The organism is Pseudomonas sp. B7 (assembly GCF_016735645.1).
In the GTDB taxonomy this organism is placed as follows: Bacteria; Pseudomonadota; Gammaproteobacteria; order Pseudomonadales; family Pseudomonadaceae; genus Aquipseudomonas; species Aquipseudomonas glycinae.
This window is the reverse complement of record NZ_JAERRE010000013.1, coordinates 58,793-81,822: the sequence shown is the minus strand read 5'-3', so window position 1 is coordinate 81,822 and position 23,030 is coordinate 58,793. Positions and strand designations below refer to the sequence as shown.

At 62.1% G+C, this 23,030-nt stretch carries 23 protein-coding genes; 10 read left to right on the top strand and 13 right to left on the bottom strand.

What is annotated here, in order from left to right; all coding sequences use genetic code 11:
- Positions 1-6: 6 nt before the first annotated feature.
- Both JKA62_RS25630 and JKA62_RS25625 read left to right on the top strand, forming a co-directional pair.
- Positions 7-822, top strand: a complete 816-nt coding sequence (locus tag JKA62_RS25630) for a gamma-carboxygeranoyl-CoA hydratase (protein ID WP_011335003.1) — start codon at positions 7-9, stop codon at positions 820-822.
- The gene (locus JKA62_RS25625) at positions 822-2,771 is read left to right on the top strand and encodes an acetyl/propionyl/methylcrotonyl-CoA carboxylase subunit alpha (protein ID WP_201820063.1); all 1,950 of its coding nucleotides are present in this window, start codon (positions 822-824) and stop codon (positions 2,769-2,771) included. Before JKA62_RS25630 ends, JKA62_RS25625 begins: the two co-directional genes overlap by 1 nt.
- A 39-nt stretch (positions 2,772-2,810) precedes the next feature.
- On the opposite strand, the gene JKA62_RS25620 is transcribed toward JKA62_RS25625, so the two are convergent.
- Positions 2,811-3,467, bottom strand: a complete 657-nt coding sequence (locus JKA62_RS25620) for a LexA family protein (RefSeq protein ID WP_041475588.1) — start codon at positions 3,465-3,467, stop codon at positions 2,811-2,813.
- 129 nt (positions 3,468-3,596) lie between these two features.
- Here JKA62_RS25620 and JKA62_RS25615 point away from each other — a divergent pair, with 129 nt between their 5' ends.
- Entirely contained in the window at positions 3,597-3,935 is a 339-nt protein-coding gene (locus JKA62_RS25615) for a DUF6124 family protein (RefSeq protein ID WP_011335006.1), read from the top strand.
- 208 nt (positions 3,936-4,143) lie between these two features.
- Here the strand turns inward: JKA62_RS25615 and JKA62_RS25610 are convergent, their stop codons facing one another.
- A complete protein-coding gene (locus JKA62_RS25610) occupies positions 4,144-4,317 on the bottom strand; it encodes a hypothetical protein (protein ID WP_181457896.1) in 174 nt (57 codons plus the stop codon).
- 97 nt (positions 4,318-4,414) lie between these two features.
- Here JKA62_RS25610 and JKA62_RS25605 point away from each other — a divergent pair, with 97 nt between their 5' ends.
- Positions 4,415-5,566 (top strand): M14 family metallopeptidase, encoded by a 1,152-nt coding sequence (locus JKA62_RS25605; protein WP_011335007.1) that lies wholly within the window; start codon positions 4,415-4,417, stop codon positions 5,564-5,566.
- A gap of 147 nt (positions 5,567-5,713) precedes the next feature.
- On the top strand, positions 5,714-6,922 hold the full coding sequence (locus tag JKA62_RS25600) for an MFS transporter (RefSeq protein ID WP_201820062.1): 1,209 nt from the start codon (positions 5,714-5,716) through the stop codon (positions 6,920-6,922).
- Positions 6,923-6,929: 7 nt separating this feature from the next.
- On the opposite strand, the gene JKA62_RS25595 is transcribed toward JKA62_RS25600, so the two are convergent.
- Complete coding sequence (locus JKA62_RS25595; RefSeq protein ID WP_011335009.1) at positions 6,930-7,475, bottom strand: cytochrome b; 546 nt, start codon at positions 7,473-7,475, stop codon at positions 6,930-6,932.
- A complete protein-coding gene (locus tag JKA62_RS25590; protein WP_039767523.1) occupies positions 7,472-8,566 on the bottom strand; it encodes a catalase family peroxidase in 1,095 nt (364 codons plus the stop codon). Before JKA62_RS25590 ends, JKA62_RS25595 begins: the two co-directional genes overlap by 4 nt.
- A 157-nt stretch (positions 8,567-8,723) precedes the next feature.
- On the opposite strand from JKA62_RS25590, the gene JKA62_RS25585 reads away from it, so the two are divergent.
- Together JKA62_RS25585 and JKA62_RS25580 are read left to right on the top strand one after the other, a co-directional pair.
- Entirely contained in the window at positions 8,724-9,230 is a 507-nt protein-coding gene (locus JKA62_RS25585) for an RNA polymerase sigma factor (protein WP_011335011.1), read from the top strand.
- Entirely contained in the window at positions 9,227-9,979 is a 753-nt protein-coding gene (locus JKA62_RS25580) for an anti-sigma factor family protein (protein ID WP_011335012.1), read from the top strand. The genes JKA62_RS25585 and JKA62_RS25580 overlap by 4 nt, the downstream gene beginning before the upstream one ends.
- A 5-nt stretch (positions 9,980-9,984) precedes the next feature.
- Here JKA62_RS25580 and JKA62_RS25575 read toward each other — a convergent pair whose 3' ends face one another.
- The 7 genes from JKA62_RS25575 to JKA62_RS25545 all read right to left on the bottom strand — a co-directional run bounded on the left by JKA62_RS25575 (position 9,985) and on the right by JKA62_RS25545 (position 16,404).
- A complete protein-coding gene (locus JKA62_RS25575) occupies positions 9,985-10,956 on the bottom strand; it encodes a Csu type fimbrial protein (protein WP_011335013.1) in 972 nt (323 codons plus the stop codon).
- Positions 10,953-13,310: a fimbria/pilus outer membrane usher protein gene (locus JKA62_RS25570; protein WP_201820059.1), complete on the bottom strand. Its 2,358-nt coding sequence runs from the start codon at positions 13,308-13,310 to the stop codon at positions 10,953-10,955. The genes JKA62_RS25575 and JKA62_RS25570 overlap by 4 nt, the downstream gene beginning before the upstream one ends.
- Before the next feature lie 81 nt (positions 13,311-13,391).
- Positions 13,392-14,174 (bottom strand): fimbrial biogenesis chaperone, encoded by a 783-nt coding sequence (locus JKA62_RS25565; protein ID WP_011335015.1) that lies wholly within the window; start codon positions 14,172-14,174, stop codon positions 13,392-13,394.
- Positions 14,175-14,198: 24 nt separating this feature from the next.
- Positions 14,199-14,699: a Csu type fimbrial protein gene (locus JKA62_RS25560; RefSeq protein ID WP_011335016.1), complete on the bottom strand. Its 501-nt coding sequence runs from the start codon at positions 14,697-14,699 to the stop codon at positions 14,199-14,201.
- A gap of 4 nt (positions 14,700-14,703) precedes the next feature.
- Positions 14,704-15,240, bottom strand: coding sequence for a Csu type fimbrial protein (locus JKA62_RS25555; protein WP_007951533.1), 537 nt, complete (start codon positions 15,238-15,240; stop codon positions 14,704-14,706).
- Positions 15,241-15,260: 20 nt separating this feature from the next.
- Entirely contained in the window at positions 15,261-15,794 is a 534-nt protein-coding gene (locus tag JKA62_RS25550) for a Csu type fimbrial protein (protein ID WP_011335017.1), read from the bottom strand.
- Between the two features lie 100 nt (positions 15,795-15,894).
- Positions 15,895-16,404, bottom strand: a complete 510-nt coding sequence (locus JKA62_RS25545) for a Csu type fimbrial protein (protein WP_011335018.1) — start codon at positions 16,402-16,404, stop codon at positions 15,895-15,897.
- Positions 16,405-16,690: 286 nt separating this feature from the next.
- On the opposite strand from JKA62_RS25545, the gene zapE reads away from it, so the two are divergent.
- On the top strand, positions 16,691-17,824 hold the full coding sequence (gene zapE, locus JKA62_RS25540) for a cell division protein ZapE (RefSeq protein WP_011335019.1): 1,134 nt from the start codon (positions 16,691-16,693) through the stop codon (positions 17,822-17,824).
- Between the two features lie 62 nt (positions 17,825-17,886).
- Positions 17,887-19,200, top strand: coding sequence for a leucine-rich repeat-containing protein kinase family protein (locus JKA62_RS25535; protein ID WP_011335020.1), 1,314 nt, complete (start codon positions 17,887-17,889; stop codon positions 19,198-19,200).
- Positions 19,201-19,239: 39 nt separating this feature from the next.
- On the opposite strand, the gene JKA62_RS25530 is transcribed toward JKA62_RS25535, so the two are convergent.
- The gene (locus tag JKA62_RS25530; protein WP_011335021.1) at positions 19,240-19,944 is read right to left on the bottom strand and encodes a YebC/PmpR family DNA-binding transcriptional regulator; all 705 of its coding nucleotides are present in this window, start codon (positions 19,942-19,944) and stop codon (positions 19,240-19,242) included.
- Between the two features lie 220 nt (positions 19,945-20,164).
- On the opposite strand from JKA62_RS25530, the gene JKA62_RS25525 reads away from it, so the two are divergent.
- On the top strand, positions 20,165-21,571 hold the full coding sequence (locus JKA62_RS25525) for a type VI secretion system Vgr family protein (RefSeq protein WP_011335022.1): 1,407 nt from the start codon (positions 20,165-20,167) through the stop codon (positions 21,569-21,571).
- 3 nt (positions 21,572-21,574) lie between these two features.
- On the opposite strand, the gene JKA62_RS25520 is transcribed toward JKA62_RS25525, so the two are convergent.
- The gene (locus JKA62_RS25520; protein ID WP_181457898.1) at positions 21,575-22,972 is read right to left on the bottom strand and encodes an FAD-dependent oxidoreductase; all 1,398 of its coding nucleotides are present in this window, start codon (positions 22,970-22,972) and stop codon (positions 21,575-21,577) included.
- Between the last annotated feature and the right edge of the window lie 58 nt (positions 22,973-23,030).

Sequence of the window (23,030 nt, the reverse complement as noted above, 5' to 3'; positions counted from 1 at the left end):
AACCTCATGAGCGACTTCAACACCCTCGAATTGCACAGCGACCCACGGGGTTTCGCGACCCTGTGGCTGAGCCGCGAAGAAAAAAACAACGCGTTCAACGCCGAGATGATCCGCGAACTGATCCTGGCTTTGGACAAGGTCGCCAGCGACGCCAGCCTGCGTTTCCTACTGGTGCGCGGACGCGGCAAACACTTCAGCGCCGGCGCCGATCTGGCCTGGATGCAGCAATCGGCCGAACTCGATTACCACACCAACCTCGACGACGCCCGGGAACTGGCGGAGCTGATGTACAACCTCGCCAAACTGAAAATCCCGACCGTGGCCGTGGTTCAAGGCGCGGCGTTCGGTGGCGCGCTGGGCCTGATCAGTTGCTGCGACATGGCGATTGGCGCCGATGACGCGCAGTTCTGCCTGTCGGAAGTGCGCATTGGCCTGGCGCCGGCGGTGATCAGTCCGTTCGTGGTGCAAGCCATCGGCGAACGGGCGGCGCGGCGTTATGCGCTGACGGCCGAGCGATTCGGCGGACAGCGGGCGCGGGAAATCGGTTTGTTGTCCGAGAGCTATCCAGCGACCGAGCTTGAACAGAAAGTCGAGCAATGGATCGACAACCTGCTGCTCAACAGCCCCGCCGCCATGCGCGCCAGCAAGGATCTGCTGCGTGAAGTCGGCAACGGCGCGCTGACCCCGGCACTGCGTCGCTACACCGAAAATGCCATCGCCCGCATCCGCGTCAGCCCGGAAGGCCAGGAAGGTCTGCGGGCCTTTCTGCAGAAGCGTCCGCCGAGCTGGCAAGCCGCAATCACCACCAAGGAGCCGCGTTGATGAGCGCACCTGTTCTCACCACCCTGCTGGTGGCCAACCGTGGCGAAATCGCTTGCCGGGTCATGCGTACCGCCAAGGCGCTGGGCCTGACCACCGTCGCCGTGCACAGCGCCACCGACCGCGAAGCGCGGCACAGCCGTGAAGCGGATATCCGCGTCGATCTGGGCGGCAACAAAGCGGCCGACAGCTATCTGCAAATCGACAAACTGATCGCGGCGGCCAAGGCCAGCGGCGCTCAGGCGATTCATCCGGGGTATGGCTTTCTGTCGGAGAACGCCGGTTTTGCCCGCGCCATCGAAGCCGCCGGCCTGATTTTCCTCGGCCCGCCCGCCTCGGCCATCGATGCGATGGGCAGCAAATCCGCCGCCAAGGCATTGATGGAAACTGCTGGCGTGCCGCTGGTGCCGGGTTATCACGGCGAGGCTCAGGATCTTGATACCTTCCGCGATGCTTGCGAACGCATCGGTTATCCGGTGCTGCTCAAAGCCACAGCCGGCGGTGGCGGTAAAGGTATGAAAGTTGTCGAGGACGTCAGCCAATTGGGTGAAGCGCTGGCCTCGGCTCAGCGTGAAGCGCAGTCGTCGTTCGGTGACTCGCGGATGCTGGTGGAGAAATACCTGCTCAAGCCGCGTCACGTGGAAATCCAGGTGTTCGCCGATCAGCATGGCAATTGCCTGTACCTGAATGAGCGCGACTGCTCGATTCAGCGTCGGCACCAGAAGGTCGTCGAAGAGGCGCCGGCACCGGGCCTCAGTCCGGAACTGCGTCGGGCGATGGGCGAAGCGGCGGTGCGTTCGGCGCAGGCCATCGGCTACGTCGGCGCCGGCACGGTGGAATTTCTGCTGGACGCGCGCGGCGAGTTTTTCTTCATGGAGATGAACACGCGGCTACAGGTCGAACACCCGGTCACCGAAGCCATTACCGGGCTCGATCTGGTGGCCTGGCAGATTCGCGTCGCCCGTGGCGAAGCGTTGCCGATCACTCAGGATCAAGTGCCGCTGAACGGGCATGCAATTGAAGTGCGGTTGTATGCGGAAGATCCGTCGAATGATTTTCTGCCGGCGACCGGGCGTCTGGATCTGTATCGCGAATCCGCCGCAGGGCCGGGGCGCCGTGTGGACAGCGGCGTTGAAGAAGGCGACGAGATTTCACCGTTCTATGACCCGATGCTCGGCAAGCTGATTGCCTGGGGCGAAGATCGTGAGCAGGCGCGTTTACGGCTGCTGAGCATGCTCGACGAGTTTGCGATTGGCGGGCTGAAGACCAACATCAACTTCTTGCGGCGGATCATCGGGCATCCGGCGTTTGCGGCGGCCGAGCTGGATACCGGGTTCATTCCGCGTTATCAGGAACAACTGTTACCAGCGCCTGCTGCGCTGAGCGATGAATTCTGGGAGGCGGCGGCGCAGGCTTTTGCGCAGAGCCTGCCGGAGATGGCTAGGGCGGATGATCCCGCTTCGCCTTGGGCGCTTCAGAGCGGTCTGCGCGCTGGGTTGCCACGGGAAATCACTCTGCATTTGAGTTGCGAGGGGCAGGATCGGGCGTTGACGCTCGGCGCTGGCGGCAAAGCAAAACTGATCGGCGAACAACTGGTGCTCGAGCACGATGGGCTGCGCCGACAACTGCGTGCGATTCGTCGTGGAGAGGCTCTGTTTCTGCAATGGGACGGCGAGCTGCGACGCGTTGAAACGTACGACCCGATCAGCGCTGTCGAAGCTAGTCACAGCCATCAAGGCGGTCTGACGGCGCCGATGAACGGCAGCATCGTGCGGGTGCTGGTGGAGGCCGGGCAATCGGTTGAAGCCGGGGCGCAATTGGTGGTGCTGGAAGCGATGAAGATGGAGCACAGCATCCGCGCGCCCCATGCCGGCGTGATCAAGGTGCTGTATTGCCAGGAAGGCGAAATGGTCAGCGAAGGCAGTGCACTGGTCGAACTGGAAGAAGCTTGAAAGGTGGATCGATCCTACGCTTGGCGAGGATCGATCTGACTAGTATTTGGCGGTTGCCTGAACCACGACACCGATAATTCGGCACTCGTCGGTCAACAAGGCTTTCGGCCAGGTCGGATTGAGCGGCGCCAGGTAACGCTGGCCGCCCTCTTCGATCAGTTTGCGGAAAATGGCCTCGTCGCTGTCCGGCCACTGGGCGATCACCAATTTTCCGGGCTCGGCTTCCAGCGCCGGATCCACCAGAATCATCATCCCCTCGCCGATGCTCTGCCCAGTGGGCGCGGTCATCGCATTCCCCATCACGGTGAGCCAGAACGCCGGGCCACGGGCGTGATAGTCCGTCAGTTCGAAACGTCGCTTGTCCTTGGCACTCGAATACGCTGGCTGGCTTTCACGGGCCTCGATCGGCGCATTCCACTCGCTGACCGGGTAGCGAAAGTAAGGGTTGTACTTCTGCGCCAGAGGCATTTCGTCATCCGCATCGATCTGCGGTTCACGAATCACCACTGCGACTTCGAGATACTCCATGCCCAGCGCTTTCAGCACGCGGTTCATCTGCGTGATTCCGGGCTCGCGACGCTTGTTCAGCCAATGGCCGATGCCACCCTGAGACATGCCGACACGCTCGCCGAGCTCGACTTGAGTGACGTTGAGTTCACTCATTTTGGCCTTGACCAACTCAATCCATTTATCCATGTGCGGCACCATACGTGGACGCCTTCGGCCGACAAAACACATATTGTAGTATTTAAATTCTGGTCACAAATACTATTGGTACTATTCTTGGGTCACGGATTTGAATCGACCAAGGAGTGACCTTTCACCATGAATATCCCCAGCAAAGACTTGCCCGACCTGCAAATGGACACCACCTTTACGTCTCCGCAAGGGTGCGCCGCTGCGCAACGGGCGTTGGACTATTACTTGAAACCAGCTGTGTCAGAACCGGAAGTGGATGAGCGCTTTTTCGGCGTGAACAGCAACCTGAGTGGCGAAGAATCCCTGGTCCACGCCTCCGACCTGCTCCGTTGTGCAGCAGCGACGGCGTTCAAGGCTGCGGACAGCTTGCAGGGCGTCAATCGGGATCTGGCGTTTTCGGTCGTGCACATGGTGGACATGGCGCGGGCGATGGTTGATCACTCGCTTGATGGCGCAGTGCGCTGAAGACGGGAGTTCGGACGGACAGGAAAGAACTTTCCTATCGCGCAGATAAAAACATTTGACTTGCAAATGATAATGATTATTATTGCAAGCAACTGGTCGCGAGATCAGTCGATGGACCAGAGACCTTAGGTCGGTCTTCTGGACTATCTCCTCATCAGGCTAATCACGGTTTTTGACCCGGCTTTTTGCCGGGTCTTTTTTTTGCCAGTTATCTGGCTTGTGGCTTCAGGCTAATGAAGTCTTTGGGTGCCGCAAATTCAATGGCGCGGATAATATCAAAAGGATATTGCTTGGCAAGCGAACCCCGGCCACATTGGGGCAAAGTAATGCCAATTAGCACTTGAGAATCAATCGCACAGCCACTAAGCTGCCAGCGCGTCATGGAAGACGCCCCCCGCCGCAACCCGCAATTTCCCTCGGTTTCACCCCTGTCTTGCGTGTAAAGTAGCCGCCATAAAAATCATATTCAGGAACCGATTATGACCGTGGCCAAATCTTCGTTCGACATCAGCGCCAACTTCGACAGCGGCAACATCCAAGTCATCGACATCAGCAACCCGCTCAACCCGGTTCTGGCAATTCGGCCAGATACTCGCAGCGGCCATTTCCAGTGGTTCCACTTCAAGGCCAGCGGCCTGCACGTTCATCAGGAACACTGGTTTCGCTTGGTCAACGCCAGCCAATCCTCGTACAACAAAGCCTGGACCGGTTATCAGGCAGTCGCTTCCTACGACCACGTCAACTGGTTCCGCATTCCGACCCAATTCGAAGGCGACAGCCTGCGCTTCTGCCTTGAAGCCGAGCAGACCCACGCCTGGTTCGCCTACTTCGAGCCTTACAGCCGCGGCCGTCATGACTGGCTGATCGAGCAAGCGCTGACCAAGGCCGGCACCGAACTGCTGGCCGCCGGTAAAAGCGTCGAAGGCCGCGACATTCAGCTGCTGCGCAAAGGCACCGGCGCCGAAGGTCGCCGCAAGATCTGGATCATTGCCCAGCAACATCCCGGCGAGCACATGGCCGAATGGTTCATGGAAGGCGTGATCGAACGCCTGGAGCATCATGACGATCCGGTATTGAACAAACTGCTGGCCAGCGCTGATCTGTACCTGGTGCCGAACATGAACCCGGACGGCGCCTTCCACGGTCACCTGCGCACCAACGCCATGGGCCAGGACCTGAACCGCGCCTGGCAGAACGCCAGTCAGGAAGTCAGCCCGGAAGTGCTTTTCGTACAGCAGCAGATGGAAAAGTACGGCGTCGATCTGTTCCTCGACGTACACGGCGACGAAGAAATTCCCCACGTGTTCACTGCCGGTTGCGAAGGCAATCCGGGCTACACCCCGCGCCTGGAGAAGCTCGAAGAGCACTTCCGCAGCCACCTGAAGCACACCACCAAAGACTTCCAGACCAAGTACGGCTACACCCGCGACGAACCGGGTCAGGCCAACATGACTCTGGCCTGCAACAGCGTCGGCCAGAAGTTCGACTGCCTGTCGCTGACCCTGGAAATGCCATTCAAGGATCACGATGACGCGCCGAACCCGCTCACCGGTTGGTCGGGCAAGCGCTCGAAGCAACTGGGCAAGGACGTGCTGACCACCATCGCGGACATGGTCGACACCGTGCGCTGATCGTCCCCTGATTTTCGCTTCACGAAAGATCGCAGCCTGTCTGCGATCTTTTTTTTGCGCCGACTTTTACCCAATCAGGTTGCAAATCAAAACCGGATTCCTTACCGTCGATCAAGTTTCAAATTGAAACCTGAAAGGATCCGGGACATGAAAACTGCAACATTCGATAAAGGTGTCGTGCTGCTTTTCGCCATCGCATGCGGTCTCGCGGTGAGCAACGTGTATTACGCCCAGCCGCTGCTGGATGCGATGGCCGAGGCCTTTGACCTGTCGCCGGGCAGCATCGGCATCGTCATGACGTTGACTCAGGTCGGCTACGGCCTCGGGCTGTTGTTGCTCGTGCCCCTTGGCGACCTGCTCAACCGCCGGCGGCTGATCGTCACGCAAACGCTGTTGTCCGCCGCTGCCTTGCTGATGATCGCCTTGGCCTCGAACAGCGTCTGGCTACTGATCGGCGTCACCCTGACCGGCCTGCTGGCCGTGGTCACCCAGGTGTTGGTCGCCTACGCCGCAACCCTGGCCGTCCCGGCGCAACGCGGAAAGGTTGTGGGCGTGATCACCAGCGGCATCGTCATCGGCATTCTGCTGGCGCGCACGGTGGCCGGCGGTATGGCTGATCTGGCCGGCTGGCGCTCGATCTATCTGCTGTCAGCGGGATTGACGCTGGTGATGGCTGTGTTGCTGTTTCGGGTGTTACCCAAGGATGAAGAAGCACGACCATCCACGCATTACGTGGCATTGATTGCCTCAGTGTTCAGCCTGTTTCGTGAAGAACCGGTGCTGCGCCAACGTGCGATCCTCGCCCTGCTCACCTTCGCCAGCGCCATGGTGCTGTGGACGCCGATGGTGTTACCGCTGGCCGCCCCGCCGCTGTCGCTTTCCCACAGTGAAATCGGATTGTTCGGACTCGCCGGCGCGGCGGGTGCACTCGCCGCCGCCAGAGCCGGACACCTGGCGGATCGAGGATTGGGGCAATGGGTAAGCGGTCTGTCGCTGCTGCTGATGCTCGGTTCGTGGTTGCCGATCGCACTGACCCAGTCTTCGTTGTGGGCGTTGCTGCTTGGCGTCATCACCCTGGATCTGGGCTTGCAGGCCGTGCACGTCACCAGCCAGAGCCTGATCTATAGCGTCCGCCCAGAGGCACAAAGCCGACTGACCGCCGGCTACATGCTGTTTTACTCAATTGGCAGCGCCTTGGGCTCAATCGCCTCGACGGCGATGTACGCCTGGGCAGGATGGCCGGGCGTCTGCTGGCTGGGTGCCGCAATCAACATGGTCGCTTTGCTGTACTGGTGGCGAACGCTGGCCACACCGAAACGTGACGAGGCTGCTTGCGCCCTCGCCACGTCGGACTGACACACGATCAACCGCGATTGCGTCCCCGCAGCATGCTGTCGAGCACTTCATCGCGGCGCACCCAACCATGGAACAGCGCCGCCGCCAGGTGCAACAGCACGGTCAGGAACAACAGATACGCCAGATACCCGTGAGCCTTGCGCAGTAACGCAAACACCTGCGCATCGGCTGGCACGATCGACGGCAATTGCAGGGACGTGCCGAGCATCACCGGGTCCCCCGCCGCGCTGATCATCGCCCAGCCCAACAGCGGCAACACCAGCATCAGCGCGTACAGCAACAGATGAGAGGCCTTGGCCGCCATCACTTGCCAACCCGGCAGATCCGCTGGCAGCGGCGGCTGACGGGTGCCCAGTCGCACCAGAATGCGCACGATCACCAAAGCGAGTATCGCGATACCCAACGGTTTGTGCAGATTGATCAGCCATTCATGCCGCGCCGACACCGAGGTCACCATACCGGCGCCGATGAACAACATTGCGATGATCATCAACGCCATCAGCCAGTGCAGCAACCGCGCCAGCGGATTGAAATGAGTTGGTTGCGTGCTCATGGGCGAGCCTCCTTTTTGCCGGTTGGCAGTTGGCTGACTTCGCTGGTGCGACGCAGGTAGGAATCGGCATAACCGGCCGAGCGTGCGGCCAGCAACGGATCGTCGGAACCCTGAATGCCGGCCGGCAGCACCAGCGGATCGTAGTTGATGTCACGGCATTCGCCGCTGAGCTGCGGCTGGGTCTTTTCCAGTACCAGGGTGCCGGCGTTCAACACCTTGCGACCGGCAGGCCAGGTCTTGCTCGCATCGTTCACCGGATCGTCGGCGTTGGCCAAGGTGATGTTCAACTGAAAGCGCAGCGGCCCTTCGGCCAGGCGCTGCACCAGGTCTTTTTCAAGGAAATCGCTACCTTCAGGCGCGGTCGCACCGGCAGCGTCCTGAGCCAGAGGCGTCATGCTCCAGCGCACCGCCTGCTTCTTGCCGCTGGCATCCACCAGATAGAACGCGTTGACACTGTTGTAGGTTTCCGTCGCGTAACTGGCCGAAGGTTTGGCGGTTTTAATCCAGGTCAGAAACGGCACGGCTTCCGGGTGTGCGGCAAAAAATGCCGGCACCTTGGTCGGGTCCGGTTTACCGGTGGCGGGATCCGGCGATTGCGCCTGCTGCAATTGATAGAACGCCTCGGGCGTGCCAACCGGGAACACCGGCATGCTGTTCATCCCGGTGCGCCACTGCTGGCCGTTGGCCTGAGTGAAACGCAGCGCCAGACTGCGGATCGGTACGGCGCTGTCCGGCGCATACGGACTGCCGGCCGGCAACGCAAAGCGCCCGACCACCGGGGTGCGCGGCTCGTTGAACACTTGCGCGACAGAATACGAGCGAGCCTCGCCGCTGCTCTCGAAATGTCCGATCACGCACACACCTTTGGCGTGATTGCGGCGAAAGCCGGGATGCACGCCGTTGTTCTTTTCCAGCACATCGACCAACGCTTTAGGCGTCAGACGTTGTGGGTCAAATGAACCATGAACGTAGGCAAAGGCCCCGGCCAGGGCTGCGACGACCACGGCGATTCCGCCAAGACGCAACACCAGGCTCGCGGCACTCAGTGGCGGGCGTTGTGGCCCGCCGGGCGATGAGCTGCGATCAACCATGAAGCACTCCAGGGCCATCGGCCACAAGTAGGAAGAATCAGCAAGACGCACGTCATCGGGATTTATTCCACGGCCCGGTATTTATTTTTCAGAACGTGGAATAACCTCCAATGCCGGGCGTCTTCCTAGTCCACAGCGTAGCGACTAGTACAACTTCATGAGCGAATTCGACGAACAACTGCGAGAAATAATCCCCAGATTGCGGCGTTTTGCCGTGTCGTTGACTCGCAACAGCAGCAGCGCCGACGATCTGGTACAGGCCAGTCTGGAGCGCGCGCTGTCGGGTTGGGGCGACAAACGCGCCGACGGCGATCTGCGCGCCTGGTTGTTTTCGATCCTGTACCGGCAGTTTCTCGATGCGCATCGGCGTTCGCGGCGTTATGCGCGGATGCTCGAATTCTTCACCGGCCGTGATGACGCCGAGCCCTCGGTGGAACGCACCGTCATTGCCCAATCGACTTTGAAGGCCTTCGACCGACTGCCCACCGAACAGCGCGCCCTGCTGCTGATGGTGTCGGTGGAAGGCCTGACTTATAAGGAGGTCGCCGAGATTCTCGACGTCCCCACCGGCACCGTGATGTCGCGCCTGTCCCGTGCTCGCCAGGCCCTGCGCCAGCTCAGCGACGGGGAAATCAGCAGCCCTTCCTTGCGGATACTCAAATGATCAGTCTGCCCCCCAACGAACGTGACCTGCACGCCTACGTCGACCACCAGCTCAGCGAGGCCGACCGACATGTAATGGAAACCTGGCTCGCCAGCCATCCCGACGAGGCGGCGCAGGTTCGCGCCTGGCAACAGGACGCCCAGCACCTGCGCGCCGCCCTCGGCGGTGCCCTGCAACAACCGGCCAATCCGGACCTCGATCCGTCGCTGATCCGTCAGCGGCTCAAGCGCCAGTCGCGCCGTCAATGGGCCAGCGCGGCGGTGCTGCTGATTGCCGTCAGCCTCGGCGGTGTCGGAGGCTGGAAGGCCCGGGACATGACCGTGTTTCATCCCCCGGCACCGATGACGGATGCCTTGCAGGCGTACCGTTTGATCGCCCAGCAAGGGCTTCTGCCGGCGGACTACAAGGTCGATGGTGACGGCGATATCCAGCGCTGGCTCGACCGTTATTTCACTCAGGCCAATCGCCTGCCGGACCTGACGTCGGCCGGTTTCGCACCGGTCAGCGGCCGTCTGCTGAGCACCGATGAAGGCCCGGCGGCGATGGTGATGTATGAAGACCAGAGCGGGCACAAGGTCAGCTTCTACGTGCGCCCACCAGGACCGAAAAATACCTTCCTGCCCCGGGGCAGCCGCCAGGACGGAGATCTGCAGGCCGAGTACTGGTCCGGCAAGGGCTACAACTACGCGATGGTCAGCCCGGCCGATACCCCGGCGGCGAAAATGCTCCAGCAATCCGTGAGTTTCTAGCCGGTTCAGAACCCCACATCCAGCACCACATTGTCCAGGTAGGTTCCGGCGGGCGGTGTGGTCTGGTCGGTGTAGATTTTCGCGTTGTAGTTGAAGATCTGGCTGCCGGTGCCCAGCCCGTTGCCGGGATTGACCTCGGCATCGCTGCTGGCCCGACGAGCCGCGCCGACACTGCCCCAACGGGTGGTCCCGGCGCTCTTGAAAATGTCGTAGGCCAGATAGTTGCTGCCGGAAATCATCCGCCGCCGTCCGCCGACACTCAGTGCATTTTGCCCGTCGTTCAGACCCACCGTGTAGGCACTGCCCTTGGTGCAGGCGAGGTTGATCGTCTGCCCGGTCACCGGGGTGAATGCACTGACCACCGGCGCACTGCCGAAAGCGATGTTCGGCGCGGTGATGGTGCAGTCGTTGGACACCGTCAGGTTGACCGTCAGCGTCGTGGTGCCGCTGTTGATGTCGCGGCCCAGGCAAAGCCCGCCGACACCGATGCCCGAACAATAATTCCAGTTCCAGAAAATGCTCAGTGTCTCGGTATACACGCCGGCCGCCACGTTGCTGCCGATGGTGGTACCGAAGTACAGCGGAACGGTTTTCGGCACCGTACCGCCGAGCAAACCGAGGGCATCGATGATGCCATTGCGGGCGAAGTCATAGGCGGTGCCGCGCGTCAGCGGGTAACTGGTGCTGTTGTTGGCGTAGATCGTGTAACCGATGACGTCACCGGTGGGCCCGAGCAAACCGCTCTGGGTTGAGGTGACGGTGGCCCAGAAATGGTCATTGTTGGTCAGCAGCGACAGCAGCGAACCGGTGCAACTCAAGCCTCCGTTCAAGGTAGAACTGGGTTGCGAGGTAGTGCGCACGGCGATCGAACTGATGTTCCCGAACCCGGCCGGTGTGGTGGTCACCACCGAACACAGCGCCTGCGCCAGCCCCGGCAGCAGCAACAACAGCCACAGAACAAATCGCGCCCGGATCATTGGCACACCAACGGGCCGATCAGTGGCACTTCGTCCTGCTGCAGATCGACACTGAATTGCGCCTGGCAAGTCTTGCCGTCCGCAAGTGTCACTCGCAGCGAATTCTGCGCCTGGAGATTTTCCAGATAGACCAGCCCGTCCCAGCCGACCACCGTCCGCGTGCCGCTCTGCTCGTGCAGCACGCCACTGCCCAGCGGCAATTCCTTTTGTTGCGCATCCACCAGCACGATGCTCGCGGCAATCACCCGGCTCAGCGGAAATTCCAGCAGATAGCCACTGCCCCGGCGTACGGCAATACGCTGTTCGACGTTGGGGCTGCGCACGTTGGCCGGCAGGTTCAGCGGGTCGATTTCGTATTTGCCGCGGTAATAGGCGCTGCTCCACGGCACCAGCAGGTGGCCGTTGCGGTCGGTCTGGCCGACCTGCTGGTTCTCGTAACGCACCGGAATGTCCGCATAACCATCGGTGCTGACCACCACGAACGCATCGTCGATGCGGTTGGCGGCGAACACTTGATCATCCATCCACACCAGCGAACCGCTGGCATCGGCCCAACGGGTTTCGGCGTCGGACGTGCCGTAGACGCCCGCCTGCAATTGCACCGATTGCAGGCGCCAGGTCACGTCCGCCTGACGGTAATCGGCGCCGTCGCCCTTGGCATAGCCGAGATTGAAGCCCACCCCGCCCTCGGACGGTACGGCGCGGCTGTAATTGACCCGTTGCTGGGTCTGTCCGGTCTTGCTGCGTTCGCTGCTGATGGCCAGGCTGCCGCGCAGGTCGAACGGAATCACCAGTTGCGCCTGCACTGCCCAGTTGCTGTCACCGATTTCGCGGTTGGCCGACAGGTAGAAACTGCTGTTGCGCCACAGCGGTTTGCTCCAGCTCAGATTGAGCAACCGCGTGCGGGTTTCGTCTGCCGCGCGAATATCGAAATAACCGACGCCGAGACTGCCCCAGCGCTCGAGGTTGAGGCTCAGGGTCGCCTGCTCGCTGCGCTTGCTGAGTGTGGTGTAAGGGCTGTCGACCACGGTCAGGTCGGCATAGCGATCGCGGGGTTGCAGACGCTGATAGGAAAAGCTGTAGCGCTGGCCGCTGTATTGATAACCGAGGCTCAGTTGCTGACCACCGTCGCCATCGAAACGGCTCTGGCTGATCGCGCTGTTGAGCACCCCGAAATTGCCCAGCCGCAAGTTACCGCCCAGCCCGCCGAGGGTCAGGGTATCCGCCGCTTCGGCATGACTCTCCAGAGTAAAGGTGTCGCTGACGCCGTAACGCAGACTGCCCGAGGTCACGCCCGGCCCATAGCTAAAATCCTTCAGGCCATAATCCCGGCGCAACGTACCGGCTGCCACCGAAAAATCGCTCAGGCCTTTTTGCAACAGGCTGCTGGTGACGTAGAACGGCACCGTGGTCGACACCTGCCGGCCCAGCGCATCGGTGGTCACCACCACCGCCTCGCCCGCACCGTTGATAAACGGAATGTTGGTCAGGGTGTACGGCCCAGGTTGCAGGTCGGTACTGCTGGATTTGTAGCCGTTGATGAACAGATCCACCGAAGATGGCACCGCCGCTTCCCCGGCGAATTGCGGCAGCGGATAGGTCACCAGATCCGGGCGTACCGCAAAATCCCTGGAGAACTGCACACCGCCCAGCCGCACCGAACTGCTCCAGGGCAAGGCGCCGCTGACCACGTCCCCGGCCTCGTAGGTCAGCATCCGTTCGTCATCGGAGTAACGCCAGGTGGTGTCGTAACGCAGATAACCGTTGTCCAGCGTGCTGACCGCATCCCCCGACAACGTGCGGCGATATTGCCCGGTGTTCGACAAAGTGCCCCAACTGTCGAACACCCGCACCTCGTTCCACGCCGCCAGATAGGTGCCGGCGTCGTCGGTGTCATTGAGATACAGGTCATAGTTGAACAACGCGCCGAAACTGCTCAGCGCCGGGGTGCGTGGATAAACTTCACGGTTACCGATGAACTGCTCCGGCAGCCAGTCCGGCGGCACGTCGAGCAGCAGGCGCTGGCCGACACTGTCGTAATCGCTGTGCAGGCCCGGCAGGCCGTCGAGATCGACTTCGGCACCCGCCTCTTCCGGCAGCTTCATGCCGGTGTCGCGCAATACGCTGGCTGGCAGGAACAGGCGCCCGCCGCGCTGTTCCACCGCCACCACCCGGCCGGTATTCATCTGGTTGACCACCAGTTCCAGAAACAACTGTGCATCGCTGACGGCCTCCATGCCGCTGGGAGGCGGCGGCAGTTCGCCGGCCCCGGATGGATGAATGAACATCAGGCACCACGCGCCGGTCATGAGCCACAACGGACGCTGAATACGGCGAGCCCATCCCGGACTCATTAGCGTGTTACGTCCGTCAATGGACTGATTCCTCCTGAAACCGCTGGCGCCGAAGCCAGGCTTCGACATGACTCGCTACGGCTATCGCGCCGGCGGAATGCTCTGCACCTTTGCCGCGCCATTGATCCGCCCCGCCAGCTCTCCCGTCACCGGCCCCGGTGCCGGCCAGCGCATCACTGCGCCGGGCAGCACGTAACCGAGCAGGCCTTCGGCCAAGGGTTTGCTTTGGCTGCCCTGCTTGATGGCCACATCGGTCAATCGCGCATGCACCGCGCCCTGATTGCGAACTTCCACATATGGACGGCCCTCCACCGCCACCGTGCGCCAGCTCAGTTGCGGCAGGCCGATGCCTTTGGGGTCACGCTGACGGGCGCTGTCTTCCTTGCTCCACAGGCCCGCGCCATAGGCGAACAGTGGCACCGAGTAGCGCATCTGGAAGCGGATCGCCGCAGCGGTCTTGCCGTCTTCGGCGACGGGGGGCTGGGCCGAGGGGATTTCATCGATGATGATCCGGTACGCCAGTTCCTGGCCTGGCGGCACATCCTTGGTGCGGGTCAGGCGCACCAGTTGCTTCTGACCCGGCTCGATCTTCGCCACCGGCGGACTGCCGATCACCTCGCGTTGATTGCGGTATTGCTCTTCGAAACCGCTCTGGCTCCAGCCGAACACGCGGATCTGCAGGTTGGCGGTTTCCGTGCCGCGATTTTCCAGCCACAGCGCACTCGCCTGTTGATCGGCCTCCAACACCGGATCGATTGGCCAGATCAGCACCGAACTGGCGGCCTGGGCCTTGAGCGTCCCGAACATGACCAGCGCCAGCACGGCGCAACACACGGACCAATAACGTGACGTGAAAAACCCCATAAACCTGCTCCTTGTCATTTCACATCACCACGACAGCTGCACCTGCAACACATCGCTGTATGTCCCCCCGGGCTGATTACCCGGCAATTGCACCTGTCCGTAGATCGGCAGACTGATGTTGTTCGCATCGCTGTAGGCCACCGCCACACTCTGACCGATGCCCAGGCTCTGGCTGTATGCCGCATCGCGAAACAGCGCATACGCCACCTTCGCGCTGCCTCCGCTGATCTGCATGCGTCGCCCGCCGCTGTTGTACTGGCCGCCATCGACCGTCATGTTCAGCGCCACCCCCGGCGTGCATTGCAGCGTGACACCACCGGTCAATGCGACCTGCACCGTGCCGGTGGCCAGCGCCGAACGCGAACCGAAATTCAGCCCGCCATAGTTCGATACGCCCCCCACCACCAGACAGCCCGGTGTCACTGTGGCACTGACCTGAAAGCTCTGGCTGGTCACCGCCGCCAACGGCAGCGGCAAGCTGCCCGCACACAACAGAAACAGCACCGCACCGCCATGCCGGGCCATGGCACTAGAACGTCAGTTCGACGGAAATCGTGTCGGTATACGTGCCCGCCGGCAGCCCGGCCTTGCCCACCGCCTGACCGTAGATGTTCACGGTCTGCGCCACACCGGTGCTGGCGGCGAGGTTGATCACCCCGTCGATGGCCAGCAACTGCGAGTGTCCGGCGTCGGTGTACAGGTCATACGGCACGTAGTTGGCGACCCCGTCGTACAGTGCGCGAGTACCACCCGGCGAGAGCCCGTCATGGGCGCCGGCCCGAACCTTGACCGTTGGGGTGGTGCCGGCCGAGCACAGGATCGACAGCGCCCCGCCCCCGCCGCCCAGCACCTGCCCGGTGGCCGTGGTGAACAGGCTGTTGGCGGTGCCGAAGTTCAACGCACCGAAGTTCAGCCCGGTCGAACCGCCGGAACCGTTGACCTGGCAACTGCTGATCAGGATCAGGCTGGAAGTGATCTGGCCGGTGACCGTGGTGGCGGCATTGACGCTGGAAGCGAGCGTCAGGCCGAGCAACGACAAACCTATCCTTGATGCAATCGTACGCATGGTGTTCGTCCTCTACGGGGTTACCAGTCGAGCGTCACCGTCAGGGTGTCGGTATAGACACCAGCCGGTACCGCTCGGGTGTTCGCCACCACCGAGCCAAATACCGGGATGGGTATCTGTGCGCCGCTGGTGACAGCGAAATTGTGTTGTTGACCGATGCTGTAGCTCTGGCTGCCGGAGGCATCGAGAAACAGCTGATAGGGGAGCGTCTGGCGCCCGTTGCTCAACCGGCGTGTGGTGCCGTCGCCGTGGGTGCCGCCGTCGATGGTCACGGTGAACCCGGTGACCGAAGGGTTGCAGGCGACATTCAGTTGGCCGCTGCCCGCTTCGCTGAGGCTGGCCTTGATCGGTGCGTTCCAGGTCGGGCCCTGCTGGCCGAAATCGAGAGAGCCCAGCCCATCCACCGGGCTGGCGGGGCTGGAGGCGTTGGTGACCTCGCAGCCGGCGATCAGCGTCAGTCGCGCAAGGATATGCCCACTGACCGCCGCCGACGCGATCTCGGTGAACAACAGCAACGTGGCTGTGGCGATTACTCGCCCGTGTCTGCCCATCATTGAGCCCCGACTCCTTCAGGATCACTCGACCATTGCGCTCGTCATTGAACGCCCTTCCCTGCGCCACCCGGTTCCACCGAATGGCTGAAAAACTCCGCGATCACCAGGTGACCGTCACCTTCACCAGATCCGAATACCGGCTGACGCGCGGCACCTCCGCCATACGCTCGATCCGCCCGTATAACGGCAAGTCCACCGTGCCGCTGTCCGGCACCCGGCCACTGACCGGCACATCCACCACCAGCGGCACCCGCCGCGCGGCGTCCTGATACAGGCGATAGGGAATCGGCTTGCTGCCGGCCTCCCCCGCCATATAACGCACCTCGCCGACGCCGCCGTGCAGGCCGCCATCGACGCGCAACTGATACGGGGTGTCCGGGTTGCATTCCAGACGCGGCAGGCGCGAATTGGGCAGCGCCGCGCCGAGTGGCCCGTCCCGCTCGCCGAGCCGCGCCGTGGTGCCGAAGTCGAGCACACCCAGTTGCTCGATACCGGCCTCGCGTTGCTGGCCGATCAACTGGCAACCGCGCTGCACATCGACCCGCACCTCGACCTGAAGGTCGGCGGCGTGGACCGGTACCGCGAGCCCGCCCAGCAATGCCCAGACCATCCCTGCATTCACCGCCCGTTCCTTGATGGCGACAGCGTCTCTGTCGTTACAGTGTTTCAGGTTAGCAACGGACGCCGATTGCGCCAGTCGATTGGATCCAGTCGCCCGCCGGGATTTGTTTCGAAAGATTGGCAACACGCCGATTTAAAGTGTTGAAAAATCCTGTACACACCGCAGATTGCTCTACGGAAAAACGATAAAGCGCAGTGGAAGCAAAACTACCCGTCTGGTTAAACTACCCCGCCGCGCTCCGGGGAGCCGGCCCGATGATGACGGAGTGATTGCAGTGCCCGCCCGACCGCCCGACCGTTCGCGTCTTATCCAGCGCTGGTCAGCCTTGCGCCATTTCTTCGGCAAACGCTCCGTTACAAACGCGGGCCAGTGCGCTGCCAGCGCGCAATCGGTGCGTGACTATTTCCGGCAAAAGGCCCACGGCCAGGGCTACACCCTCAGCCACAGCCAGCAGCGGGTCATCGACTGCATGGCCCATCAGGCCGGTCTGTTGTTCGGCACCCCTGCGCAAACCCCGCCCAGCCTGTATCTGCACGGAGCGGTCGGACGCGGCAAGAGCTGGTTGCTGGACGGATTTTTCCAGGCATTGCCCATCGAGCAAAAGCGCCGTCTGCACTTCCATGGATTTTTCGCCCAGTTGCATCAGGGCATGTTCGATCACCGCGATCGCGATGACGCGCTCGCCGTTACCCTCGATGCGCTGTTGATGGACTGTCGGGTGCTGTGTTTCGATGAATTTCACGTGCATGACATCGGCGATGCGATGCTCATCACCCGCCTGTTCAAGGCACTGTTCAAGCGCGGGATCCTGTTGCTGATGACCTCCAACTACCCGCCCGAAGGCTTGTTGCCCAATCCGCTGTATCACGCGCGGTTCAAACCGGTAATCGACCTGATCAATGCGCGCATGCAGGTCATGGAAGTCGGCGGCCCCCACGATTACCGCAGCCAGGCGCGTCGGCACGCGCATCAGGTCTTCACCCAGGGCCATTACGTCTGGCCGGCCAGCCCGGCGCAGCGCCTCGCCTTGAACCTGCCGCCCCTTGATGCCGCGCCGTTGCCCTTGGCGGTCGGCAGCCGGCATTTGCAGGCGCGGCTGTGCGAAGACCGGCGCGTCGGCTTCACCTTCAACGACCTCTGCGAACAGCCCACGGCGGTGATGGATTATCTGGAACTGTGCCGGCGCTTCGACCACTGGATCATCGATGAACTGCCGGAACTGGGCGAATGTTCGATCGCCGCCCAGCAGCGGTTCATCAACCTGATCGACGTGCTCTACGACCAGGACAAACACCTGACCCTACTCGGCCAGCTCCCGTTGCGCGAAAGCCTCGGTGGCCAGGCGATCGATCTGGCCCGCACCCGCAGCCGGCTCGGGCAATTGCGCGAAGTGCACGAACCAGGCTGATTTGCCGTTATCATGCGGTCCATTTCCGGCGCCCTGCGCCTTCTCGATAGCGATCCTTTTTCATGCACACCCTTGCACAACTGCGCGCCGGCGAACTGTCGCGCATCACCCGGCTGGACCTGGCCGAAGGACTGACTGAATTTCCGCCGGAGATTTTCAACCTGGCCGACACGCTGGAAGTGCTCAACCTCAGCGGTAACGCCCTGAGCAGCCTGCCGGACGACTTGCACCGTCTGACGCGCCTGCGCGTGCTGTTCTGCTCCGACAATCAGTTCACGCAATTGCCGGCGTGCCTGGGCCAGTGCCAGGCGCTGACGATGATCGGCTTCAAGGCCAACCGCATCACTCAGGTGCCCGGCGCGGCGCTGCCGCCAAATCTGCGCTGGCTGATCCTGACCGACAACGCCATCGAAACCCTCCCCACCGAACTGGGCGAACGTCCGCTGCTGCAAAAACTCATGCTTGCCGGCAATCGTCTGAACACCCTGCCGCCGTCACTGAGCCAGTGCCATCGACTGGAGCTGATCCGCATCGCCGCCAACCAGTTGACCGAGTTGCCGCAATGGCTGCTGACCCTGCCGAGCCTGACCTGGCTGGCCTACGCCGGCAATCCGCTGGAAACCGAAGCCGATGCGGCCGCCCTCGACAAAGCGCCACTGATCGACTGGTCGGCGCTGCAATTGGAACAACCGCTGGGCGAAGGCGCTTCCGGGGTCATTTACCGGGCGCAGTGGCAGCCCGCGAATCAGCCGGCCACGTCCGTGGCAGTCAAGTTGTACAAGGGCGAAATGACCAGCGACGGCTCGCCGCTGCATGAAATGAACGCGTGCATCACCGCCGGGCTGCACCCGAACCTGATCCGCGTCGAAGGCCGCATCGACCAGCATCCCGATGGCCAGCAAGGTCTGGTGATGCAGTTGATCGATCCGAGCTATCGCAACCTGGCCGGGCTGCCGAGCCTGGCGTCCTGTTCACGGGACGTATATGCCGACGATTGTCGTTTCAGTGCCGACGTTGCCCTGCGTATCGCTCGCGGCATAGCCTCTGTCGCCGGGCATCTGCACCGTCGCGGCATCACCCATGGCGATCTCTACGGACACAACATTCTGTTGAACGATCAGGGCGACTGTCTGCTGGGGGACTTTGGCGCGGCGTCGTTCCATGCCATGGCGGACACGCCTGAAACCCGCGCGCTGCAACGCCTCGAAGTGCGTGCGTTCGGGATTTTACTGGGGGAACTGCTGACGCGTATCGACTCGGGGTTGAGCGATGAACAGCGTCAGGTGCTAGAGGCCCTGGAACAGCGCTGCTGTCAGCCGGATGTGCTGGCGCGGCCGGGGTTTGGCGAGATCAGCCAGGCGTTGCAACACGCCTGAAAAAAAATCGCAGCCCGAGGGCTGCGATTTTCCGGTTTGTCAGCCGGCCAGACCGACGAACATATCCTGCACGTCGTCATGGTTGTCCAGGCCTTCGAGGAACGCCTCGACTTCAGCCATCTGCTCGTCGCTCAGACCGCTGACCGGGTTCTTCGGCTGATAGCCCAGTTTGGCCGACAGCACGGTGAAGCCTTGTTCCGGCAGGGCTTTCTGCACGGCATCGAGGTCGGTCGGATCGGTCAGGAACAGGGTCGCGCCCTCTTCGCCAGCCTCGAAATCCTGGGCGCCGGCTTCGATTGCGGCCATTTCCGGATCGGCGTCCGGGGTGTCCGGCGACGCTTCGATCATGCCGACATGGTTGAAGTCCCAGGCAACGGAACCGGAAGCACCCAGTTGGCCCTTGCGGAACGCCACGCGGATTTCCGCCACGGTGCGGTTGATGTTGTCGGTCACGCACTCGACGATCAGCGGCACCTGATGCGGTGCGAAACCTTCGTAAGTCACGCGATGGTACTGAACGGTTTCGCCCAGCAGGCCTGCGCCTTTCTTGATGGCGCGGTCCAGGGTTTCCTTGGGCATCGAGGCCTTCTTGGCCTGTTCGACCACCAGACGCAGGTGTGCGTTGGTCGCGGTATCGGCACCGTTACGCGCAGCAATGGTGATTTCCTTCACCAGTTTGCCGAAGATCTTGCCCTTGGCGTTGGCTGCCGCTTCTTTGTGTTTAACCTTCCACTGTGCGCCCATTACTCACTCTCTTGATCTGTGGCGCCGAGACATCTATTGGCCGACGCATGGCGCCAAGTTTATACGGCCTAAAGTCGGCAATCGACCAAAAATTCCGATGCGCATCGACATCTTCTACGCGCCTTGTAGGGCGATTCTGAAAAACTGGTTTGCCACGTCCATTCGACGTCGTGTTTTCGTACCCTCTGTCGCCCGTATTGCCTGAACAGAGCCCGTCCGAATGCTCAATGACAAGGAAAGTCCGTTTTCGCTGACCCTGGCCGAGGGTGGGATAAGCCTGCCAGTCCTGCACTTCAGTGGCCACGAAGCGCTGAATCAGCCCTTTCGGTTCGAGATCGAAGTCATGGGCCTGGCGCCCGCCTGGTCACCCGGTACGTTGCTGCATCAGGCAGCATTTTTGCACCTGGATGACGATCACGGAATTCACGGCATCATTCAAAGTGCCAGTTGCGAACACCGCGCGACGCACCGGATCGCCTACCAACTGGTGCTGATGCCGCATCTGCAAGCGCTGGAGCAACATCCCGTTCGCCGGGTTTTCACACAACTGAGCGTGCCGGCCATCCTTGAACAACTGCTCAGCGAACATCACCTGCCTGCCCACAGTTACCGGATCGAGATGACTGTCGGCCATTACCCTCCGCGCCCGTTCTGTATTCAATACGAAGAAACCGACCTGGCCTTTTTGCAACGGCTTTGCGAAGAGGAAGGCATCCACTATCACTTCGAACATCAGCCGGACGGTCATGTGGTGGTGTTCGCCGATGACAGCCTGAGCCTGCCGCAACAACCGACAGCGATGGCTTTCAACACGCAGATCGATGCGCCGGCAACCGGCCTCAGCAGCCTGTTCCAGCGCCATGAGGCGGTGCTGCCTCAAATGCCAGTCGGCGTACGTGAGCGAGGGCAATCGATTACGGGCCACGAGGCCGCCAATCACACGCTGGGCAGTGCCGTCGCCCCACCGGGATTTCTGCCGACTGCGCAACGTCACGCGGCCCAACGCAGTCGTCGCCTGCTGGAACGCCAACGCTGCCGGTCGCGTTCGATTCAGGGCCGCAGCGATTGTCCGCGACTGCTCAGTGGGCGTCTGTTGCAAGTCATGGAGCACCCGGTGAGCGCGTTCAACGAGCAGTGGCTGATCACCGACTTGCGTCATCAGGGTCAGCAACCTTCGATACTCGACCCGATCCCCACGGTTCGCCGCTATCACAACGACTTCTGCGCGCTGCCCTGGTCGACCCCGTTTCGCCCGCCGCCGAAACAAGAGCGTCCGAGCATCCCGGGGTATCAGCCGGCGCAAGTGCTCGGCGTGCCGGGGCAACCGGCGCAAGTGGACGCTCAGGGCCGGATCGTCGTCCGGTTATGGCCCGATCAGCCACACTCCGACGCAAGCGAAGGGCTGTGGTTGCCGGTGGTCATGCCTCATGCCGGCGGTGGCCTGCCTCGGGAAAATCTGCCCTGCGCCGGCAGCGAGGTCTGGGTCAGTTTTCTCGACAGCGATCCCGAACGGCCGATCCTCTGCCTCGACGCTTGTCGGCTCCGCCAGGCACCGCCGACAGAAAACGAACCCGACGACGACCTCCTGCTCGACTGGCTGCTCAACCGTTCCGCCCCGCCAAGCTGACGCTCAAGCCTTGTCGGCCTTGCCCGCCGCCGCTGCGAATTTCGCCAGACGCACGTCAAGGTGCCGGGGCCGCCGACCGTGATCCTCGGCGCGTTCCTTGCGGCGAATGGCGTTGCGCACCATCAGCGAGCCGAGGTAGCGGATCGGCTCCGGCGGAAAGTAACCCAGCGGCCCGTTGACCAGCGGCGAACGCGTCCACGGGTTGTCGAGGCCCTGCACCAGCGAGGCGAGAATCTGCCCGCCCATGTGGCACGGCCCGACGCCGCTGCCGGAATAACCGAAACCGTAGAACACGTTGCCGCTGGCACTCATCTGGCCGAAGAACGGCAGGCCGGTGACCGAGCGATCCGAAGGGCCGTTCCACGTTGCATCGACTTTCACATCCGCGAATGCCGGGAAGAAGTCGTCGAGGCTGCGTTTGAGCAATCCGGTATAGGGCGATGACTGGTCGAACACCGGCAGCATCCGCCCGCCGTAAGCGAAGGTGTTGCCGCCCTTGCCGAGCATGATCCGGCCGTCCGGGGTGTTGTGGTAGTAGTGCACGAAAATCCGCGAGTCGAGCACGGTGACGCCGCTGGTCAAACCGATTTCCTGCAACAGATCCGGACGCGGTTCGGTGATCAGCATGTCGCTGGAGACAATCGCCACGCTGCGCTCGAACTGCGGGAAAGCGCGGGCCATCCACGCATTCATCGCCAGCACCACGCGGTCGGCGGTCACCCGGCCGTTCGCCGTGTGAAGGCGCGCCGGACGGCCCTCTTCCAGCCCGGTCATCGCCGTGCCTTCATGAATCCGCACGCCCAGTTGCAACGCCACCCGACGCAAGCCGCGCACCAGTTTGCCCGGCTGCACGCTGGCGGCGGCCGGCGAGAACCAGCCCTCCAAATGTTTTTCCGAACCGGCCATGCGCTGTACATCGGCGACCGGCCGCTGGGTAAACGAGTTGATGCCATTGCGCTCTAGCGCCGCAATTACCGCATCGGTCGAGCCGCATTGCGCCCGGTTGGTAGCGGTGTAAAGCGTGCCGTCGAGCCGGTAATCGGCATCGACGCCGTACTGCTCGCAGAACTCGCCGATGGCGTGGATGCTGCGCTCGGATTCCTTGACCAGTCGCACCGCTTCCTCGACACCGAACAGCCGCTCCAGGGTGAAATACTTCGCCGACCACGACAGCGCACAACCGCCGTTGCGCCCACTGGCGCCGGCACCGCAAATGTCGGCTTCGATCAGCAACACATCAAGTTCAGGGTTCTGCTGCTTGAGCATGATCGCCGTCCACAACCCGGTGTAACCGCCGCCGACGATGCACACATCGGTGCGCACATCGACTTGCAGCGGCGGGCAAGGTTCGGACGTGTCGAGCTGCAAAGCCTGCTCCAGCCAAAACGGTCTCATGAAAATTCTCCAGTCAGTCGGCCACGACACAGCCTGCCGCGAGTGCCGCAGCAGGCCGCGAGAC

Excerpts from the sequence above, each read along its gene's own strand:
- JKA62_RS25630 (WP_011335003.1), top strand. The coding sequence starts at position 7 with ATGAGCGACTTCAACACCCTCGAATTGCACAGCGACCCACGGGGTTTC.
- JKA62_RS25625 (WP_201820063.1), top strand. The coding sequence starts at position 822 with ATGAGCGCACCTGTTCTCACCACCCTGCTGGTGGCCAACCGTGGCGAA.
- JKA62_RS25620 (WP_041475588.1), bottom strand. The coding sequence starts at position 3,467 with ATGGATAAATGGATTGAGTTGGTCAAGGCCAAAATGAGTGAACTCAAC.
- JKA62_RS25615 (WP_011335006.1), top strand. The coding sequence starts at position 3,597 with ATGAATATCCCCAGCAAAGACTTGCCCGACCTGCAAATGGACACCACC.
- JKA62_RS25610 (WP_181457896.1), bottom strand. The coding sequence starts at position 4,317 with ATGACGCGCTGGCAGCTTAGTGGCTGTGCGATTGATTCTCAAGTGCTA.
- JKA62_RS25605 (WP_011335007.1), top strand. The coding sequence starts at position 4,415 with ATGACCGTGGCCAAATCTTCGTTCGACATCAGCGCCAACTTCGACAGC.
- JKA62_RS25600 (WP_201820062.1), top strand. The coding sequence starts at position 5,714 with ATGAAAACTGCAACATTCGATAAAGGTGTCGTGCTGCTTTTCGCCATC.
- JKA62_RS25595 (WP_011335009.1), bottom strand. The coding sequence starts at position 7,475 with ATGAGCACGCAACCAACTCATTTCAATCCGCTGGCGCGGTTGCTGCAC.
- JKA62_RS25590 (WP_039767523.1), bottom strand. The coding sequence starts at position 8,566 with ATGGTTGATCGCAGCTCATCGCCCGGCGGGCCACAACGCCCGCCACTG.
- JKA62_RS25585 (WP_011335011.1), top strand. The coding sequence starts at position 8,724 with ATGAGCGAATTCGACGAACAACTGCGAGAAATAATCCCCAGATTGCGG.
- JKA62_RS25580 (WP_011335012.1), top strand. The coding sequence starts at position 9,227 with ATGATCAGTCTGCCCCCCAACGAACGTGACCTGCACGCCTACGTCGAC.
- JKA62_RS25575 (WP_011335013.1), bottom strand. The coding sequence starts at position 10,956 with ATGATCCGGGCGCGATTTGTTCTGTGGCTGTTGTTGCTGCTGCCGGGG.
- JKA62_RS25570 (WP_201820059.1), bottom strand. The coding sequence starts at position 13,310 with ATGAGTCCGGGATGGGCTCGCCGTATTCAGCGTCCGTTGTGGCTCATG.
- JKA62_RS25565 (WP_011335015.1), bottom strand. The coding sequence starts at position 14,174 with ATGGGGTTTTTCACGTCACGTTATTGGTCCGTGTGTTGCGCCGTGCTG.
- JKA62_RS25560 (WP_011335016.1), bottom strand. The coding sequence starts at position 14,699 with ATGGCCCGGCATGGCGGTGCGGTGCTGTTTCTGTTGTGTGCGGGCAGC.
- JKA62_RS25555 (WP_007951533.1), bottom strand. The coding sequence starts at position 15,240 with ATGCGTACGATTGCATCAAGGATAGGTTTGTCGTTGCTCGGCCTGACG.
- JKA62_RS25550 (WP_011335017.1), bottom strand. The coding sequence starts at position 15,794 with ATGATGGGCAGACACGGGCGAGTAATCGCCACAGCCACGTTGCTGTTG.
- JKA62_RS25545 (WP_011335018.1), bottom strand. The coding sequence starts at position 16,404 with ATGGTCTGGGCATTGCTGGGCGGGCTCGCGGTACCGGTCCACGCCGCC.
- JKA62_RS25535 (WP_011335020.1), top strand. The coding sequence starts at position 17,887 with ATGCACACCCTTGCACAACTGCGCGCCGGCGAACTGTCGCGCATCACC.
- JKA62_RS25530 (WP_011335021.1), bottom strand. The coding sequence starts at position 19,944 with ATGGGCGCACAGTGGAAGGTTAAACACAAAGAAGCGGCAGCCAACGCC.
- JKA62_RS25525 (WP_011335022.1), top strand. The coding sequence starts at position 20,165 with ATGCTCAATGACAAGGAAAGTCCGTTTTCGCTGACCCTGGCCGAGGGT.